Source organism: Pseudomonas sp. R15(2017), assembly GCF_002112685.1.
GTDB lineage: Bacteria > Pseudomonadota > Gammaproteobacteria > Pseudomonadales > Pseudomonadaceae > Aquipseudomonas > Aquipseudomonas glycinae.
In genome coordinates this window covers 151,948-169,433 of record NZ_NEII01000008.1, presented here as the reverse complement: position 1 = coordinate 169,433, position 17,486 = coordinate 151,948, and the positions used below count along the sequence as shown (strand labels likewise).

Annotated in this window: 15 protein-coding genes; 3 read left to right on the top strand and 12 right to left on the bottom strand. The window is 61.4% G+C overall.

Annotated features, from left to right (window positions below):
- Nucleotides 1-33 precede the first annotated feature (33 nt).
- From lipA to CAF77_RS17630, 12 genes are all read right to left on the bottom strand, one after another.
- On the bottom strand, nucleotides 34-1,032 hold the full coding sequence (lipA, locus tag CAF77_RS17685; RefSeq protein ID WP_162130488.1) for a lipoyl synthase: 999 nt from the start codon (nucleotides 1,030-1,032) through the stop codon (nucleotides 34-36).
- 25 nt (nucleotides 1,033-1,057) lie between these two features.
- Nucleotides 1,058-1,705 carry a lipoyl(octanoyl) transferase LipB gene (gene lipB / locus CAF77_RS17680; protein ID WP_039771855.1) on the bottom strand — a complete coding sequence of 216 codons (648 nt, stop codon included), beginning with the start codon at nucleotides 1,703-1,705 and terminating at the stop codon, nucleotides 1,058-1,060.
- The gene (locus tag CAF77_RS17675; protein ID WP_064382178.1) at nucleotides 1,705-1,980 is read right to left on the bottom strand and encodes a DUF493 domain-containing protein; all 276 of its coding nucleotides are present in this window, start codon (nucleotides 1,978-1,980) and stop codon (nucleotides 1,705-1,707) included. Before CAF77_RS17675 ends, lipB begins: the two co-directional genes overlap by 1 nt.
- An 84-nt stretch (nucleotides 1,981-2,064) precedes the next feature.
- Nucleotides 2,065-3,222 carry a D-alanyl-D-alanine carboxypeptidase family protein gene (locus tag CAF77_RS17670; RefSeq protein ID WP_011336095.1) on the bottom strand — a complete coding sequence of 386 codons (1,158 nt, stop codon included), beginning with the start codon at nucleotides 3,220-3,222 and terminating at the stop codon, nucleotides 2,065-2,067.
- Between the two features lie 324 nt (nucleotides 3,223-3,546).
- Nucleotides 3,547-4,554 (bottom strand): septal ring lytic transglycosylase RlpA family protein, encoded by a 1,008-nt coding sequence (locus tag CAF77_RS17665; protein ID WP_064382179.1) that lies wholly within the window; start codon nucleotides 4,552-4,554, stop codon nucleotides 3,547-3,549.
- On the bottom strand, nucleotides 4,554-5,564 hold the full coding sequence (gene mltB / locus CAF77_RS17660) for a lytic murein transglycosylase B (RefSeq protein ID WP_007958658.1): 1,011 nt from the start codon (nucleotides 5,562-5,564) through the stop codon (nucleotides 4,554-4,556). Before mltB ends, CAF77_RS17665 begins: the two co-directional genes overlap by 1 nt.
- Before the next feature lie 17 nt (nucleotides 5,565-5,581).
- The gene (rodA, locus tag CAF77_RS17655; protein ID WP_050761190.1) at nucleotides 5,582-6,685 is read right to left on the bottom strand and encodes a rod shape-determining protein RodA; all 1,104 of its coding nucleotides are present in this window, start codon (nucleotides 6,683-6,685) and stop codon (nucleotides 5,582-5,584) included.
- Nucleotides 6,686-6,716: 31 nt separating this feature from the next.
- Complete coding sequence (gene mrdA, locus CAF77_RS17650; protein ID WP_011336099.1) at nucleotides 6,717-8,612, bottom strand: penicillin-binding protein 2; 1,896 nt, start codon at nucleotides 8,610-8,612, stop codon at nucleotides 6,717-6,719.
- 9 nt (nucleotides 8,613-8,621) lie between these two features.
- Complete coding sequence (gene rlmH / locus CAF77_RS17645) at nucleotides 8,622-9,089, bottom strand: 23S rRNA (pseudouridine(1915)-N(3))-methyltransferase RlmH (protein WP_009051038.1); 468 nt, start codon at nucleotides 9,087-9,089, stop codon at nucleotides 8,622-8,624.
- Between the two features lie 9 nt (nucleotides 9,090-9,098).
- Nucleotides 9,099-9,593 (bottom strand): ribosome silencing factor, encoded by a 495-nt coding sequence (gene rsfS / locus CAF77_RS17640; protein ID WP_064382180.1) that lies wholly within the window; start codon nucleotides 9,591-9,593, stop codon nucleotides 9,099-9,101.
- A 72-nt stretch (nucleotides 9,594-9,665) separates the two neighbouring features.
- Entirely contained in the window at nucleotides 9,666-10,388 is a 723-nt protein-coding gene (gene nadD / locus CAF77_RS17635) for a nicotinate-nucleotide adenylyltransferase (RefSeq protein WP_064382181.1), read from the bottom strand.
- Entirely contained in the window at nucleotides 10,357-11,628 is a 1,272-nt protein-coding gene (locus tag CAF77_RS17630; protein ID WP_064382182.1) for a glutamate-5-semialdehyde dehydrogenase, read from the bottom strand. Before CAF77_RS17630 ends, nadD begins: the two co-directional genes overlap by 32 nt.
- A 177-nt stretch (nucleotides 11,629-11,805) precedes the next feature.
- Between CAF77_RS17630 and CAF77_RS17625 the strand changes: the two genes are divergently transcribed.
- The 3 genes from CAF77_RS17625 to CAF77_RS17615 all read left to right on the top strand — a co-directional run bounded on the left by CAF77_RS17625 (nucleotide 11,806) and on the right by CAF77_RS17615 (nucleotide 17,467).
- A complete protein-coding gene (locus CAF77_RS17625) occupies nucleotides 11,806-12,501 on the top strand; it encodes a DNA-3-methyladenine glycosylase (RefSeq protein ID WP_064382183.1) in 696 nt (231 codons plus the stop codon).
- A gap of 54 nt (nucleotides 12,502-12,555) precedes the next feature.
- Nucleotides 12,556-13,872 (top strand): bifunctional DedA family/phosphatase PAP2 family protein, encoded by a 1,317-nt coding sequence (locus CAF77_RS17620; RefSeq protein ID WP_064382184.1) that lies wholly within the window; start codon nucleotides 12,556-12,558, stop codon nucleotides 13,870-13,872.
- Nucleotides 13,873-14,020: 148 nt separating this feature from the next.
- Entirely contained in the window at nucleotides 14,021-17,467 is a 3,447-nt protein-coding gene (locus CAF77_RS17615) for a calcium-binding protein (protein ID WP_256576163.1), read from the top strand.
- The last annotated feature ends 19 nt before the right edge of the window (nucleotides 17,468-17,486 follow it).

Sequence of the window (17,486 nt, the reverse complement as noted above, 5' to 3'; positions counted from 1 at the left end):
ACCACGGCGGGCATTTTTTCATTCAGCGCTGAATCAGGAACCCAGCAGCTCGGCCTTGACCAGTTTCGCCTGCTCGTCGGCGTGGTACGAAGAACGCACCAACGGACCGGAAGCGACGTTCTTGAAGCCCATCTTGTAACCTTCCTCGGCGAACCAGGCGAAGGTGTCCGGGTGCACGAAACGCTGCACCGGCAAGTGGCTGCGGGACGGTTGCAGGTACTGGCCCAGGGTCAGCATGTCGATGTCGTGTTCGCGCATGCGCTTCATGACTTCGATGACTTCGTCGTCGGTCTCGCCCAGACCCAGCATCAGGCCGGACTTGGTCGGGATGTGCGGCATCATCTGCTTGAAGCGTTGCAGCAGGGTCAGCGACCACTGGTAGTCCGAACCCGGACGCGCAGCCTTGTACAGGCGCGGTACGGTTTCCAGGTTGTGGTTGAACACGTCCGGCGGCTCGGCTGCGGTGATTTCCAGGGCGATGTCCATGCGGCCACGGTAGTCCGGGACCAGAGTCTCGAGCTGCACGTTCGGCGACAGTTTGCGGATTTCACGGATGCAGTCGGCAAAGTGCTGGGCACCGCCGTCACGCAGGTCGTCGCGGTCAACCGAGGTGATCACCACGTACTTGAGTTTCAGGTCGGCGATGGCGATGGCCAGGCTTTCCGGCTCGTTGACGTCCAGTGGCTTCGGACGACCATGGCCAACGTCGCAGAACGGGCAGCGACGGGTGCAGATGTCACCCATGATCATGAAGGTCGCGGTGCCGCCGGAGAAGCACTCGCCCAGGTTCGGGCAGGAGGCCTCTTCGCAGACGCTGTGCAGCTTGTGCTTGCGCAGCAGGCTCTTGATGCGATCGACTTCCGGCGAAACCGGGATGCGCACGCGGATCCAGTCGGGTTTCTTCGGCAGTTCGGTGGTCGGAATGATCTTCACCGGAATGCGTGCAACCTTCTCGGCGCCGCGCAGCTTGACGCCGGCTTCAACCTTGGGACGCGGGGCCGGGCGCTCGGTCACGTCGAGCGTCGGGATCATGGTTTGCACTGCATCAGTAGTCATATCAGTCGATTCCGCCCGTCAGGGTCGTCTGCTCAGCATAGTCGAGGTGTTTGACGAGCTGCGCGCGCAGCCGGGCACTTACCTCGGCAAATTCAATCGATCCTGCGTGCTCGCTCAGCTGGGTCATCGCCAGCCCGGCATAGCCGCAGGGATTAATCCGTCGAAACGGTTCCAGGTTCATGTCCACGTTCAGGGCCAGGCCATGAAAGGAACAACCGTGGCGAATCCGCAAACCCAGAGAAGCGATCTTCGCTCCGTCGACGTAGACGCCGGGAGCATCCGGCTTGGCCACGGCAGTGACGCCGTAGCTGGCCAACAGTTCGATCAGGCAGCGCTCCATGCGACTGACCAGATCACGCACGCCGAAACCGAGTCGACGCACATCCAGCAGCAGATAGGCTACCAACTGCCCTGGGCCATGGTAGGTCACCTGACCGCCGCGGTCGACCTGCACCACCGGAATGTCTCCCGGCAGCAACAGGTGCTCGGCCTTGCCGGCCTGGCCCTGGGTGAACACCGGCGGATGTTCAACCAGCCAGATTTCGTCCGGGGCCGTGGTGCCACGCTCGTTGGTAAAACGTTGCATGGCCTGCCAGACCGGCTCGTAAGCCATCTGGCCAAGCTCGCGAAAGCCCAGCGTGCCCGGCATCACAGCACCATGTGCACGAAACCGGTGGCCCGCAGTTCGCTGTTGATGTTGTACAGCTGATCCTGGTCGGTCGCGACGATGTGCAACTGGATGGTGGTGTACTTGCCGTTGCTGCTTTGACGCTCGTCGACACGCTCATCGTTGATACTGGCGTGTTTCTTGACGATGTCGATGATCTTGTCTTTGTTGCCGACGCCCGTATCGCTGATCACCTTAACCGGATAATCAACCTGGGGAAATTCGATCTTTGGCGCCTTTACTTCGGTGTCGGTCATGGCGTAACGGCCTCGTAAGCGTAAGCCCGGTAACGAACAAGGCCCCGCTCCGGATCGGAACGGGGCCATGCAGGTCAACTCGAATCAGTTGAACAAGCCGTAGAAGAATAGACGGATGCTATCCCACATGCGGCGGAAGATACCACCCTCCTCGACAGCGTCCAGGGCGATCAGGTCGGCGCTGTGCACCACCTTGTCGTCCAGTTTCACTTCGACTTTACCGATCACGTCGCCCTTGGCGATTGGCGCGGTCAGTTGCGGGTTCATGGTCATGCTGGCAGCGAGCTTCTTCAGCTGGCCTTTCGGCAGGGTCATGGTCAGGTCCTGTGCCAGACCGGCCTTGACCTGGCTGGTGGTACCTTTCCAGACCGGAGCCTGAGCCAGTTCGGTGCCCTTCTGGTAGAAGGTCTGGGTTTCGAAGAAGCGGAAACCGTAGGTCAGCAGTTTCTGGGTCTCGGCGGCGCGAGCCACTTCGCTGTTGGTACCGAACACCACGGCGATCAGGCGCATGCCGTCACGTACGGCCGAAGACACCATGCAGTAGCCGGCTTCGTCGGTGTGGCCGGTTTTCAGACCGTCGACGGTCTTGTCGCGCCACAGCAGCAGGTTGCGGTTAGGCTGTTTGATGCCGTTCCAGAAGAACTCTTTCTGCGAGTAGATCGCATAGTGAGCCGGATCTTCGTGGATGATCGCGCGCGCCAGGATCGCCATGTCGTGAGCCGACGAGTAGTGCTCGGGGTTCGGCAGACCGGTCGGGTTCATGAAGTGGGTATTGGTCATGCCCAGATCGGCGACGGTCTTGTTCATCAGGTCGGCGAAGGCGTCTTCGCTGCCGGCGATGTGTTCAGCCACCGCGACGCTGGCGTCGTTGCCGGACTGGATGATGATGCCGTGCAGCAGGTCGCTGACAGTGACCTGCGAGCCGACCTTGATGAACATCCGCGAACCGCCGGTGCGCCAGGCGTTTTCGCTGACGGTCACCGGGTCGTTTTCACCGATCTGGCCGCGACGGATTTCCAGCGTGGCGATGTACGCGGTCATCAGTTTGGTCAGGCTGGCCGGCGGCAGACGCTGGTCACCGTTGTTCTCCACCAGCACGTTGCCGCTGTTGGCATCCATGAGCACGTAGGATTTGGCGGCCAGTTGTGGTGGCGACGGCATCATCTCGGCCGCGAAGGCGGCTGGCGAGAGGAGCAGCGGGACTAGCAGACACAGGCGTTTGGCAAAGGTGGTGATGTTCATCCGTCTCTCGAAATCGCTAATGGAAACTGCCCTTGCGGGCAAAATTAATCAGATGGCTTTCAGGCTTTGCCCGAAACCTGCCTGCGCGACGATCATGCTGCGTTAAAAACAGATTCGGAATGCTCATGTAGGTCCCCTACACTCCGCTTCCTCACCTGTTTTTGCCTTGCCTGATCGCCGCTCGGCGAGCTTTCGAGCAAACCCTACGAGCATCGCGTGTTCAGTTGCTCACTCCAGTCACCCTTGCCGGGCTTTTGTTCTTCGACGAGCCAACAACCTGGTTCACCCCCCAATCGCTGGTGAACCGTCAATCAAGTCCTACGTTTACTCGGTGACCACACTTGGCGAACCCAGGTTGGCCAGGCGCACGCTGTTCTGTACCTGGGCAATTTCACCCGGCGAACCGATCGGTCCCAGGCGAACCCGGTGCAGGGTCTGCTGATTGCGCACGATCGAGCTGATGAACACCGGAGCGCTCACCATCCCGCTGAGCTTCGACCTCAGGAGTTCTGCAGCGTCCGGGTTGGCGAACGCGCCCACCTGCAGATACTGGCCAGATGCTGGTGCAGAAGCGTTTTTTTTTGCATCGAGCTGGACTGGCACGACGGCCGCGGCGTGTTGCTGCGGCGGCGGAGTCCATTGCTCGACGGTGCCGGCCGAGGCCGTGATCACCGGGGCGCTATTCTGCGCGACTTGCGGCTCGTTGAGCATCAAAGGCGCCGGACGGCCCTTGGCGGCCCACCATTGCTGCGGGTCAATGCCTTCGACCTTGACCCGCGCGGTGCCGATTTCGGCATAACCGAGCTTTTTGGCGGCGGCGTAGGAAAGGTCAATGATCCGGTCCGAGTAGAACGGCCCGCGGTCGTTGACCCGCAGGATCACGCTCCTGTTGTTGTCCAGGTTGGTCACCCGAACGTAACTCGGCAGCGGTAATGTCTTGTGGGCGGCACTCATGCCGTACAGGTCGTAGACCTCGCCGTTGGCGGTGTTCTGCCCATGAAACTTGGTGCCATACCAGGACGCGGTGCCGGAGGCCACGTAGGTCTTGGACTCCTGCAGCGGGAAGTAGGTCTTGCCCAGCACCGTGTAGGGGTTGGCCTTGTACGGGCCGGTGTGCAGGGTCGGCGTTGCATCGGGGATGCGCGACACATCGACGTCCCACCACGGCGCGCCATCCTTGTGAGCCCGGTTGATGTCCAGGCCCGGCTGCGAACGTACGGCGGTGGTCGGCTTCTGGCTTGGCGAACGGCTGGTCGAACAACTGGCGACCAGCACCGCCAACGCAGCGAAAGCCACCAGCTTCAGGGGTTTATTGATAGGCAATGCCCGCATTACTTGACGCCCCGTGCTTGTACCAGCTGTTCAGACAGTTGATGTACGGCCATTGCGTACATCACGCTGCGGTTATAACGCGTGATCGCGTAGAAATTCTTCAGGCCCATCCAGTATTCCGGGCCATTGTCGCCTTCCAGGCGGAATGCGGTGACCGGCATGTCATCGCGCAGCGCATCATGACTCGACCAGCCCAGCGCTCGCAACTCCCCGACGGTTTTCGTCGGCTCGATGCCGGTGGTCAGGCCTTCATCCACCTGCTCACCGCGCACATCCGCACGACTGACCACCGGCTCGCCGGCGACCCAGCCGTGACGCTTGAAATAGCTGGCGACGCTGCCGATCGCATCATCCGGGTTGTTCCAGATATTGATGTGGCCGTCACCGTCGAAATCCACCGCGTAGGCGCGAAAGCTGCTCGGCATGAACTGCGGCAGGCCCATCGCGCCGGCATAGGACCCCTTGAGGGTCAGCGGGTCGACCTGCTCCTCGCGCGCCAGCAGCAGGAACTCACGCAGCTCCTTGCGGAAAAATTCGGCACGGGGAGGATAGTCGAAACCCAGCGTGGACAAGGCATCGATCACCCGGTAATTGCCGGTATTACGTCCGAAAAAGGTCTCAACGCCGATGATCGACACAATCACCTGGGCCGGAACGCCGTATTCCTGCTCGGCGCGGGCCAGGGTGGCCTCGTGCTGGCGCCAGAAGTCCACACCGCGGGCGATGCGTGCGTCGGTGATGAACATCGGCCGGTATTCTTTCCACTGCTTGACCCGTTCGGCGGGCTTGGAAATGGCGTCGAGAATCGCCTGTTTGCGCTGGGCCTCGCGGAACACGGCCATCAGCTGTTCGCCGGCGAAACCGTAATCGCGGGTCATTTCACCGACGAATTCGGCCACCTGGGGCGAGCCTTCGTAATCGCCGGCCAACGCTTCCTGCGCGCTGCCAAGGATGCCTACCAGGCCGAGCCACGGTGCGTATCGTGTCGCCCAGTCACGCATTACTTGCATTGAACTCTTCACCTTATTCAAACCTGTGCGATCCACTTGCGATGGGTATGGATCGACATCAAAACCCCAAACGCTGACAGCAGCGTCACCAGCGAAGTTCCGCCGTAGCTAATGAACGGCAACGGCACCCCCACCACCGGCAACAGGCCACTGACCATACCGATGTTGACGAAAACATAAACAAAAAACGTCATGGTCAGTGCGCCAGCCAACAGTTTGCCGAACAGCGTTTGCGCCTGGGCGGTAATCACCAGGCCACGACCGATCAGCAACAGATAGATCAGCAGCAATGCGCAAATGCCCACCAGGCCGAACTCTTCGCCGAGTACGGCAATGATGAAGTCGGTGTGGCTTTCCGGCAGGAAGTCCAGGTGCGACTGGGTGCCCAGCAGCCAGCCCTTGCCGAACACGCCACCGGAACCGATCGCGGCTTTCGACTGGATGATGTTCCAGCCGGTGCCCAACGGATCGCTTTCCGGGTCGAGGAACGTCAGGATCCGCTGTTTCTGGTAGTCGTGCATGATGAAGAACCACATCGCAACCGACACCGGAATCGCCGCCGCCAGCACGCTGAGAATCCAGCGCCAGCGCAATCCACCCATGAACAGTACGAAGGCGCCACCGGCCAGAATCAGCAGCGAAGTGCCGAGATCCGGCTGACGCACGATCAGGGCGAACGGCACACCGATCAGCAGCAGACTGATACCGACGTGTTTGAGCTGCGGCGGCAGCGTACGTTTGGACAGGTACCAGGCGATGGTCGCCGGCATCAGGATCTTCATGAATTCCGAGGGCTGGAAGCGAATCACCCCGGGGATGTTGATCCAGCGGGTCGCACCCATTGCGTTGTGGCCCATGATGTCCACCACCATCAGCAACACCACGCCGATCACGTAGCCAAGCGGCACCCAGCGCGCCATGAACCTTGGTTCGAACTGGGCGATGACGATCATCGACACCAGACCGATGCCAAACGATGTGGCCTGTTTGGCCAGCAAGTCCCAGCTCTTGCCGCTGGCCGAATACAGCACGAACAGGCTGCCGGCCGCGAGAATCAACAACAGCACCAGCAACGGGCCGTCGATATGCAGACGTTGCAACAGCGTCGCCCGGCGACGCATCACATCCTCGCTGGAGAGCATGCGATCGAAATTATTCATCACGGGCCGTAGCCTCCGCACTGATAGGGCTGGCGTATTCGGCCTTCAACCGTCCGTCCTGATCCAGCAGCCAGGCATCCATGACCTGCCGCACCACCGGTGCCGCGACGCCGGAACCGGACTCACCGTTCTCGACCATCACCGACACCACGATCTTCGGGTCATCCGCCGGCGCGAAACCGACAAACAGGGCGTGGTCGCGGTGGCGCTCCTGAACCTTGGAACGGTCGTATTTCTCGCCCTGTTTGATCGCCACAACCTGCGCCGTACCCGACTTGCCGGCGATCCGGTATTGCGCGCCGATCGAAGCCTTGCGCGCGGTGCCGCGGGCACCGTGCATTACCTGCTGCATGCCGTGGTTGACCTTGTTCCAGTCGGACGGGTCGCGCAGGATGATGTCCGGCATCGGGTTTTCATCCTTGGGCTTCTCGCCTTCGATGGTCTTGGCCAGATGCGGGCGGTTCCACACGCCCTTGTTGGCCACCAGCGCCGTGGCCTGGGCCAGTTGCAGCGGGGTCGATTGCATGTAGCCCTGGCCGATCCCGAGAATCAGGGTTTCGCCGGGGAACCACGCCTGACGCCGGGTCGCGCGTTTCCACTCGCGGGACGGCATCAGGCCGGGGGATTCTTCGAACATGTCCAGCGAGACCTTCTGGCCGATGCCGAACTTGTTCATGTAGGCCGACAACCGGTCGATGCCCAGCTTGTGTGCCAGGTCATAGAAGTAGGTGTCGTTGGACCGCATGATCGCCGTGTCGAGGTCGACGAAGCCGTCCCCGGTGCGGTTCCAGTTGCGGTACTTGTGATCGTAGTTGGGCAGCATGTAGTAACCGGGGTCGAACACCCGGCTCGACGCCGTCACCACGCCCGCATCGAGACCGGCAATCGCCACCGCCGGCTTGATCGTCGAACCCGGCGGGTACAGACCGCGCAGCACGCGGTTGAACAGCGGCCGGTCGATCGAATCGCGCAGCTCGGCGTAGGCCTTGAAGCTGATGCCGGTGACGAACAGGTTCGGGTCGAAGCTCGGCTGGCTGACCATCGCCAGCACTTCGCCGGTTTTCGGATCGAGCGCCACCACCGCGCCACGCCGACCGCCCAGCGCAGCCTCGGCAGCTTCCTGCAACTTGATGTCGAGGCTCAGGACAATGTCCTTGCCTGGCACCGGATCGGTACGTTTGAGCACGCGCAGGACGCGGCCACGGGCGTTGGTCTCGACCTCTTCGTAACCCACCTGACCGTGCAGCTCGGCTTCATAGAAGCGCTCGATGCCGGTCTTGCCGATGTGGTGGGTGCCGCTGTAGTTGACCGGATCGAGGGTCTTCAGCTCTTTCTCGTTGATCCGCCCCATATAGCCCACCGAGTGCGCGAAATGTGCGCCCTGCGGGTAATGACGCACCAACTGCGCGACCACCTCGACGCCCGGCAGACGGAACTGGTTCACCGCGATCCGGGCGATCTGCTCTTCGGTCAGTTCGAACAGGATCGGCACCGGCTCGAACGGCCGGCGGCCCTGGCGCATGCGTTTCTCGAAGATCACCCGGTCTTCCGGCGTCAGTTCCAGCACTTCGACGATCACGTCGAGCACCTGCTGCCAGTCGCCGGAGCGCTCGCGGGTCATGCTCAGGCTGAAGCTCGGACGGTTGTCCGCCACCACCACACCGTTGCGGTCGAAAATCAGGCCACGGGTCGGCGGGATCGGCTGGACATGCACCCGGTTGTTTTCCGACAGGGTCGAGTGATATTCGTACTGAATCACCTGCAGGTAATACAGCCGCGCAATCAGCACGCAGATCAGCGCCACCACCGCAATTGCACCGAACACGACGCGACCACGCACCAGACGGGCGTCTTTTTCGTGGTCCTTGATGCGGATCGGCTGAGACATGAGGGCGGATTACTTGTGGTAAGGGTGGCCGGACAGCACGGTCCAGGCACGATACAACTGCTCGCCGATGAGGATGCGCACCAGCGGGTGCGGCAACGTCAGCGGCGACAGCGACCAGCGCTGATCCGCGCGGGCACAGACTTCCGGCGCCAGCCCTTCCGGGCCACCGACCATGAAGTTGACCGTGCGCGAGTCCAGGCGCCAGCGATCGAGCTCGACCGCCAGTTGCTCGGTGCTCCACGGCTTGCCATGGACCTCGAGGGTGACGATCCGCTCGTTCTGCCCGACCTTGGCCAGCATGGCTTCGCCTTCCTGACGGATGAAGCGGGCCACGTCGGCGTTCTTGCCACGGGTATTGAGCGGAATTTCCACCAGTTCCAGCGCCAGCTCGGACGGAAGACGCTTGGCATACTCATGCCAGCCTTCTTCCACCCACTTGGGCATGCGTGAACCGACGGCGATCAGTCGCAGTCGCACAGCAATCCCTTACAGCTGGTCTTTGTTGAGCTTGGTGAAATGCTCGTGGGTGTTTTCCGGGCTGTGGTGCTTGGCGTCCGCCGCACGGCTTTGCTCGGCACCGGCCCACAGGCGTTCCAGGTCGTAGAACTGACGTGCCGAGGCAGTCATCATGTGCACGATCACCAGGTCCAGGTCCAGCAGCACCCAGTCGCTGTCGCCCTTGCCTTCTTCGCCCAGCGGCCTGGCGCCCTGCTTTTTCACTTCTTCGCGAACCTTGTCCAGCATCGCGTTGATCTGGCGGTTGGAGGTACCGGTGGCGATGATCATGTAGTCGGTGATGCTCTGCTTGTCGCGCACATCAATGATCTGGATGTCCTGGGCCTTGACGTCTTCCAGGGCTGCAACGGCCACCTTGACCAGTTCGTCGCCCTTCAGCGGTTCGTTGGTGTTGACCGGTTCTGGCAGCGGGGCGCTCTTGAATGTGCCTTTGCGCTTTACTTTGGTTTGGTCTTTGTCAGTCATATAAAACTCGTTTTGCTCATATTTTCGGCGGCTTGGCGACACGTGGATTCGTATCAGTGAAGCACGCCTTGTTCAGTTCGACGCACGGTACAGACCGTGCGCATCGATGTAGGCCAGGACCGCGTCGGGCACCAGGAAACGTACCGACTTACCGCTGGCCAGCAGTTGACGGATCTGGGTGGCGGAAACCGCGAGCGGTGTCTGCCAGACGAATGCAATCTGTCCGCTCGGCCCCTTCAGGGCCAGCGGGTCGCTCACCGAACGCGCTGCCAGCAGGTTGCGCAAGGCATCCGGCGGTTCGCTGTCGGCGTCCGGGCGCTGTAGCACCAGGATGTGGCAATGCTGGAGCAACTCTTCCCAGCGATGCCAAGTGGGCAGGCCGCAGAATGCGTCCCAACCCAGAAGCAGAAAAACCTGGGTCTCGGCGGCCATTTCTGCCCGCAGCGACTCCAGGGTATCGATGGTCCAGGACGGCTTGTCCCGCTGCAATTCGCGGGCGTCCACCACCAGCGGAGGCACACCGGCCACCGCACATTCAACCATTGCCAGCCGATCCTGCGCCGACACTTGCGGCGTATCGCGGTGCGGCGGCCGGGCGCTGGGCATCATGCGCAGCTCATCGAGCCCCAGCGCTTCGGCAACTTCCAGCGCACCACGTAGATGGCCGACATGCACCGGATCGAACGTCCCGCCCAGCACACCAATGCGCCGGGGACGGGATTGCTCGCCGGGTTTCGGCGCTTTCAGGTCGAGGTCGGACAAGTCAGACCGTCGCCTGGCCGCGTAACTGGCCATCACCGACCACGATGTACTTCTCGCAGGTCAGTCCTTCGAGGCCCACCGGGCCACGGGCGTGCAGCTTATCAGTAGAAATGCCGATCTCGGCACCCAATCCGTATTCGAATCCGTCGGCGAAGCAGGTCGGGGTGTTGATCATCACCGATGCCGAGTCGACCTGAGCCACGAACTGGCGGGTGTCGGCGAGGTTTTCGCTGACGATCGAGTCGGTGTGATGGGAGCCGAAACGGTTGATGTGCTCGATGGCCTGATCCAGGCCATCCACCACGCGGATCGACAGGATCGGCGCCAGATATTCGGTGCTCCAGTCTTCTTCGGTCGCCGCTACGGCTTCGATGATCGCCCGGGTGCGTTCGCAGCCACGCAGCTCGACGCCTTTGTCGCGGAACTGTCTGGCCATCGACGGCAGGAAATCCTTCGCCACACGTTGATCGACCAGCAACGTTTCCATCGCACCGCAGATGCCATAGCGATAGGTCTTGGCGTTGAAGGCAATGCGCTGGGCTTTCGGCAGGTCGGCGTGTTCACTGACATAGACGTGGCAAATGCCGTCCAGATGCTTGATTACCGGTACACGGGCGTCACGACTGATGCGTTCGATCAGGCCACGGCCACCGCGCGGCACGATCACATCGACGTACTCGGGCATGGTGATCAGCGCGCCAACGGCGGCGCGGTCGGTGGTTTCCACCACTTGCACCACGGCGGCCGGCAGTTCGGCTTCGGCCAGCCCGCGCTGGATGCAGGCGGCAATCGCGCGGTTGGAATGAATCGCTTCGGAACCGCCGCGCAGGATGGTCGCGTTGCCAGACTTCAGGCACAGGCTCGCAGCGTCAATGGTCACGTTGGGACGGGATTCGTAGATGATCCCGATCACGCCCAGCGGCACGCGCATCTTGCCGACCTGAATGCCCGACGGACGGAAGCTCATATCACGGATAGCACCGACCGGATCCGGCAGCGCTGCGACCTGACGCAGGCCGACGATCATGCCGTCGATGCGCGCCGGGGTCAGTTCCAGACGTTCCAGCAGCGCCGGCTCCAGACCGTTGGCGCGACCGGCGGCCAGATCCTGTTCATTGGCTGCCGCAAGCTCGGCGCGGGCGGCGTCCAGGGCATTGGCGGCAGCCAGCAAGGCGCGGTTTTTCTGCGCGGTGCTGGCACGGCCGATGACGCGGGAGGCTTCGCGGGCGGCGCGACCCAATCGGGTCATGTAGTCAAGAACGGACTCAGTCATGGTCTGCTGGGGTCTTGGCAAAGAGGAAAGCGGCAGATTATAGCTGTCGCGTCCCGGGACTAACAGCGGTGACGGGCGGATGGTCGAAATGGACCACGATTTGCCGACGTTCAGCCGGGATTAAGCCTTGAATTGTTATCATCACGACCTCCTCCGCCTGGATAAACCCTGTTTGCCATGTCCAACCTGATCGTTCGCGCCACGTCCACGCGCCAGCCTGTCGGCCTTGCGGACGCTTTTTTTGACCGTGACGCCCAGACACTGGCCCGCGATCTGCTCGGCAAAGTCATTCGCCACCGCGTCGGCGATTTGTGGCTCAGCGCCCGAATCATCGAAACCGAGGCCTATTACTGCGAGGAAAAAGGCAGCCACGCGTCCCTCGGCTACACAGAAAAGCGTAAGGCTTTGTTTCTGGATGGCGGCCACATCTATATGTACTACGCCCGTGGTGGCGATTCGCTGAACTTCAGCGCCCAAGGCCCCGGTAATGCGGTGCTGATCAAATCAGCCTATCCGTGGGTCGACGAGATCAGCGGCCCGGCCAGCCTGGCGCAGATGCTGTTGAACAATCCCGATGCTCAGGGTCGCCCGCGTCCCACGCAGAAGCTCTGTGCCGGACAGACCTTATTGTGCAAGGCGCTGGGGCTGAAAGTGCCGGTGTGGGACGCCAAGCGCTTCGACCACGAGATACTGCTGGTGGAAGACACCGGCCCCGCGCCGACCCACGTGATTCAGACCACCCGCCTGGGCATTCCCCATGGCCGCGACGAACACTTGATGTATCGCTTCGTCGATGCCGCCTATGCCCAGTGGTGCACGCGGAACCCGCTGCGCCGGGGTCAGGTCGAAGGTCGCGATTATTTTCTGCTGTGAATGCACATCCTGCGGCTCGCCGTTCAGGGACATCAATGAAATGGAGTGGTTTGTATGGGCCCATGGCTCGATAGCGTGACCGGGTGGCTGGCCGCCAATCCGCAGTGGCTGGCCGCCGCCGTGTTCATCGTGGCCTGCGTGGAATGCCTGGCGATTGCCGGGTTGATCGTGCCCGGCACAGTATTGCTGTTTGCCGTAGCAGTGCTGGCCGGCAGCGGTGCACTGTCGTTGAGCGAAACCCTGTTGCTGGGCTTTCTCGGCGGGATTCTCGGCGATGTGGTTTCGTATTTCCTCGGTCGCCACTTCCACCAGAATATCCGGCGCTTGCCGGGGTTGCGCCATCATCCGGAATGGATGGCCGGCGCCGAAACCTATTTCCAGCGCTACGGCATCGCCAGCCTGCTGGTCGGGCGTTTCATTGGCCCGTTGCGGCCAATGTTGCCGATGGTCGCCGGGATGTGCGACATGCCCTTCCCGCGCTTCGCCGCCGTAAGTCTGCTGGCAGCCGCCGGCTGGAGTCTCGCCTACCTGCTGCCGGGCTGGGCCACCGGGGCGGCGATTCGCCTGCCACTGCCGGAAGGTTTCTGGCTGCAGGCCGGGATCGTTGCCGGCAGCATCGCCGTGATGGTCGGCCTGAGCGCCAACAGCAGCCTGCGCCGCCATCGCCGGGCCGCGATCTGGATCGGCAGCATGAGCCTGTTGATCCTGATCGGCTTGTTCATCGGTTACCCATATCTGACCGCCCTCGATCAGGGCGTCATGACCCTGGTACAGGAACACCGCCGCCCGGCGCTGGATGAGGTGGCAGTGGTTTTCACCCTGATCGGTGAATTTCGCAACATGCTGTTGTTCAGCGCCCTGCTGACCGCGCTGCTGTTGCTGTGCCGTCAGTGGCGCCATGCGATTTTCGTGGGCGGCACCCTGCTCGTCACGGCCCTGGCCAACACCGGCACCAAAATGTTCTTCGCCCGGGGGCGCCCGGAAGTACTGACTGATCCGCTCACCAGCTACAGCATGCCCAGCGGCCATGCGTCCGGATCGTTCGCGCTGTTCCTGGCGCTCGCCGTGCTGGCCGGACGCGGGCAGCCGCCGCGCCTGCGCCTGACCTGGCTGTTGCTCGGTTGTATACCGGCGCTGGCCATTTCCCTGTCAAGGGTGTATCTGGGCGCGCACTGGCCAACCGATGTCCTGGCCGGCGCCATGCTCGCTGCCTGCGTGTGCGCGGCGGGTCTGTGGTTCAGTCAACGCCAGGCACCTCTGGGTGCGATGCCGCAGAAAGTCTGGTGGCTGATATTGCCGGCGCTGGTCGCCCTGTTTGGTTTCTTCGTCTTGCGGCACCTGCCACACACCTTGTTGCGATATGCCTACTGAGCCTGCGCTCCACGCTGAGCGGCGCACGCCTGGGCGGTGAACGCCGGCAAACATTTGGCAAAGTAAAAGCTCATGAACAAGTCCGTGCCCCATGCCACATTCCGGCAGCTGCACCACAAACGGACTTGTGAAAAGAGCGATGACTTTGATGAATCAACCGATCCACCCACTTCGGGCTGACCGACCGTCAGCGCCAATCAAAATATCCGACCCGACCGGCCAATCGGATCAGGCCATCCGGAACAGCCCCTCGCACTCGGGAAAAAAGCCGGGGCTCGCGGACCTGGACGCCCTGTTCGGTCCGTTGCGCATCGGTGAATACAGCGTCAGTCGCCAGACACTTCAAGCATTGGGTGGACGGGTCAACGGGCAACCCCTGTCGCCGACCACCACCTACTTTGCCGAACCTGACCAGGCATTCATCGATGCGCTGGAATTCGATACCGTTCAGATGGAACAACGGATGCGCTCCGTGCCCTCGCCGGAAAACCACCAGATCCCGCCCCTGCTGTACGAAATCGTCACCCAGCGCTCCCCCGATGCGGCACCGCTCATGCGCGAAATGCCCACAGGCGAGTTCGCTGACGCCATGAACAAGATCAATCATTTGCTGAACGCCACCCAACGTCTCGACATTCGTCGGGATCCGCTGCCCGAGTACTTGCCGGACTGGGTCGACAAAGCCAAAAGTCGCGGAATGACCAGCATGGGCGTCGGAATGCAGGCGTATGGACTCTACAGCGCTTACATCGGGGCTATCGATGCCCTGAAGAAAGGCGATACGCATGAAGCGCTGATGAACGTTGGCGGAGGCGCCGCGGAAATCACCTCACTGGGCGTCGAGTACGCGCTGAGCAAGAGCGGGGAGCAAATGCTCCGTCAGGGGTCAATGGCCTTCGAACAATTCGGCAGGACGTCCATGGGCAAGTGGCTCTGTCGCGGGGCCGGGTTGATCGCCAGCGTGCTGACACTGCCGTTCGATATCTACGTCGCGATCAAATCCTTCAACGATGCCGCCAAGACTCAGGGCAAGGAAGCACAGGATCTGTATGTGACGGGCGGGCTGAGCGTGTTCAGCGGCGCATTGTCCCTGGCACTTGGCTGTGCGGCATTGGCGGGTTTCCAGGCAGCGGGCCCGGTGGGGATTGCCGCTGCCGCAATAATGATCGTCGGGGCCAAGATCTATGGTGCCGTGCGAGCCGTCGACGACATTGACGATTACATCGAGCTGACGGTGAACGAGCGCTGGCGCGCCGGCTGGTTTGCGTTCACCGGACAGGATCAGGACAAGGCGCTCATGGATCGATTGCTGATCGCCAGGACCACCGCCGACTATGCCAAAGCCCTGAAAACTCGCAGCCTGAATTGGCTGAACAGTGAATTCAGGGAAACCGTCGATGTGATTGTCAACGGTCGATTTGAAGTGACGCTGCAACCCACCCGCCTCTATCGCTATCAATGGGACAAAGACAAGGGTGAAACGCCCTGCACCCTCGAAAACCTGCCTGTCATCAAAGATACGGACGACTCATATGACGCGCGTGAGGGCTTACCAGATTCGGACTACGTCGTCTCCATAACCGCAAGTGACCCTGCCAAAGGGGTTTTCTGGAATCTGGGCGGTGGCCATGACACGGTGCAGGGCATTCAGGAAAAGCCGAATTTCTTCAGCTACACCACAGGCCGGAAAACCCTCAGTGGTGGCAACAGAAACGACTCCTTTGTATTTCAGTCGGCATCAGAAGCACTCTCATACGATCCGATCAGGGCCAGCGAGCTGTCGGGTGGAGACGGAATCGATCTGTTGTGGCTTCAAGGTACGCACAGGCACCTGGATCATGTCCTCGCCCCACCCCGCCACCTCGGTTATGACATAGACCTGAAAAACGGCAAGCTGTCGCTGCGCCCCGTGAACCCGATGTCAGAGCCGGTGCTGCATTCGACGCTCGAGTCCATCGAAAAGGTCGAAACACTTGCCGGCGCAACCAATCGGGTCATCGGCTCCGATCAGGCGGACAGCATTGCAGCCAATGGCAACGATCACGTCGATGCCGGCGCCGGAAATGATCAGATATCTGTACGTGGCCTGCATGTCACCGTCGACGGCGGTCGCGGCAGTGATACCTATTATCTCGATCCGATGAGCCTCAAGGTCTCCATCACCGAGGACGGCCTGGAGCCGAGCAAGGTCTATCTGGGGGTATCGATGGAAGCCATCCAGCGCTGGTTCATCCGGGATAACGCGCTGGTGATCGAGTCGCTTCGAGACGATGATCCGCGCTCGCCCAGGCGCGAACTGATACTGGAGAACGCTTACCGGCCCCTCGATGGCAAACGCATCCTGCACCACGACAAATGGGCGTTCATCACCCAGGACGGTTTCCATTTGCAACCGGATTGGCCTGGCGAGATTCCGCAGCACGGCGATCTGCCCATCAGTGTCACCCTCCTCACATCGGGCATACCCAAGGCATCTCCGGTGCAGATCAACGATCATCCGCACGTTCTGGCAGCTCGGGCACAGTCCCACTATTTCGTCTCCCGCCAGACCCGTCGCGCCGCCCTGATCGCCCCGAAAGACAGCCTACCGTCGCACAGCACCGTGTATGTCGATTTCGACAGCGAGGAAATTGTCAGCGTCCGTGCCACTTACGTGGTGAGCATCACGGAGATGGAGGCGTTCACGTTCCTCGATTACGACAATGTCCATTTCACCCTCACCTTCGCTGGAGGGGCCCGGCTCTCGTTGCATGCAAACGTGACAGGAAGTCAGGATCGGAAGACTGACATGGGCGCCGGTAACATGGCCGCCGGGTGGGCAATGAATCATCCCTTGACCCTGGTGATGCGTGATGGTGTTTCCTATCACCTGGACTTTCCCCGGAACGACTATCTGGAGGATGCAAAAAATCCGGGGTACCGGGTCATCGAAAGCCGTGCCTCACTGCGCGAGCGGGCCGGCCGATACCTGTTCGTCAGTCCCTCTGTCAGCAAGCGCTCCCTGAAGAACACGCCGCAACGGGTCGACTTTCTGGCCACCGAGCACAACGCAACCTATTGGCTGGAAGGAAGATCGGCAAGCTATGAGCTTTTTCTCGCGAGCAATCTCTCCATCCGTCTATCCACCGCCGACGCTGACGCCAGACTTTCCGGATCCTCCACCTGGCTGATTCATACCCACCTTTTGCAGGAGAAGGTCACCCTTCGCGACCTGAGCATCAACAACGACCTGATCAAAATCGGCAGTGTTCACCTTCACCTGCCGGACAGCAACGATCCAGGACTGCCACTGGAAACCGTCGAGGTGGCGATCTCGTCCGGGAACCGTTACCGGATCAATGCCCTGTTCGAGGTGATTGGTCTCTGCGCTGCGGATGCCCGGGCCTACCCGACAATTGATGCCCTGGTTCAGGACGTCATTGACCATCAGCGTCGCGACGAACTTGAAAGCAATGATGTGCAGGTCCTGAATCTGCGTCTGCGCGATGGCGACTCCGACCGGATTTTCTACAACGTAGCCACCGACAGCTGGAGGCTCGCCAGCGACCCGTCCCGGGTGACATCGATCGAACACCTGTCCATCGTCAAGGAATGACACCATGCGCCCCAAATCA

Coding starts and splice junctions, on each gene's coding strand:
- lipA (WP_162130488.1), bottom strand. CDS start 1,032: ATGATCCCGACGCTCGACGTGACCGAGCGCCCGGCCCCGCGTCCCAAG.
- lipB (WP_039771855.1), bottom strand. CDS start 1,705: ATGCCGGGCACGCTGGGCTTTCGCGAGCTTGGCCAGATGGCTTACGAG.
- CAF77_RS17675 (WP_064382178.1), bottom strand. CDS start 1,980: ATGACCGACACCGAAGTAAAGGCGCCAAAGATCGAATTTCCCCAGGTT.
- CAF77_RS17670 (WP_011336095.1), bottom strand. CDS start 3,222: ATGAACATCACCACCTTTGCCAAACGCCTGTGTCTGCTAGTCCCGCTG.
- CAF77_RS17665 (WP_064382179.1), bottom strand. CDS start 4,554: ATGCGGGCATTGCCTATCAATAAACCCCTGAAGCTGGTGGCTTTCGCT.
- mltB (WP_007958658.1), bottom strand. CDS start 5,564: ATGCAAGTAATGCGTGACTGGGCGACACGATACGCACCGTGGCTCGGC.
- rodA (WP_050761190.1), bottom strand. CDS start 6,685: ATGCGTCGCCGGGCGACGCTGTTGCAACGTCTGCATATCGACGGCCCG.
- mrdA (WP_011336099.1), bottom strand. CDS start 8,612: ATGTCTCAGCCGATCCGCATCAAGGACCACGAAAAAGACGCCCGTCTG.
- rsfS (WP_064382180.1), bottom strand. CDS start 9,593: ATGACTGACAAAGACCAAACCAAAGTAAAGCGCAAAGGCACATTCAAG.
- nadD (WP_064382181.1), bottom strand. CDS start 10,388: ATGGCCAGTTACGCGGCCAGGCGACGGTCTGACTTGTCCGACCTCGAC.
- CAF77_RS17630 (WP_064382182.1), bottom strand. CDS start 11,628: ATGACTGAGTCCGTTCTTGACTACATGACCCGATTGGGTCGCGCCGCC.
- CAF77_RS17625 (WP_064382183.1), top strand. CDS start 11,806: ATGTCCAACCTGATCGTTCGCGCCACGTCCACGCGCCAGCCTGTCGGC.
- CAF77_RS17620 (WP_064382184.1), top strand. CDS start 12,556: ATGGGCCCATGGCTCGATAGCGTGACCGGGTGGCTGGCCGCCAATCCG.
- CAF77_RS17615 (WP_256576163.1), top strand. CDS start 14,021: ATGAATCAACCGATCCACCCACTTCGGGCTGACCGACCGTCAGCGCCA.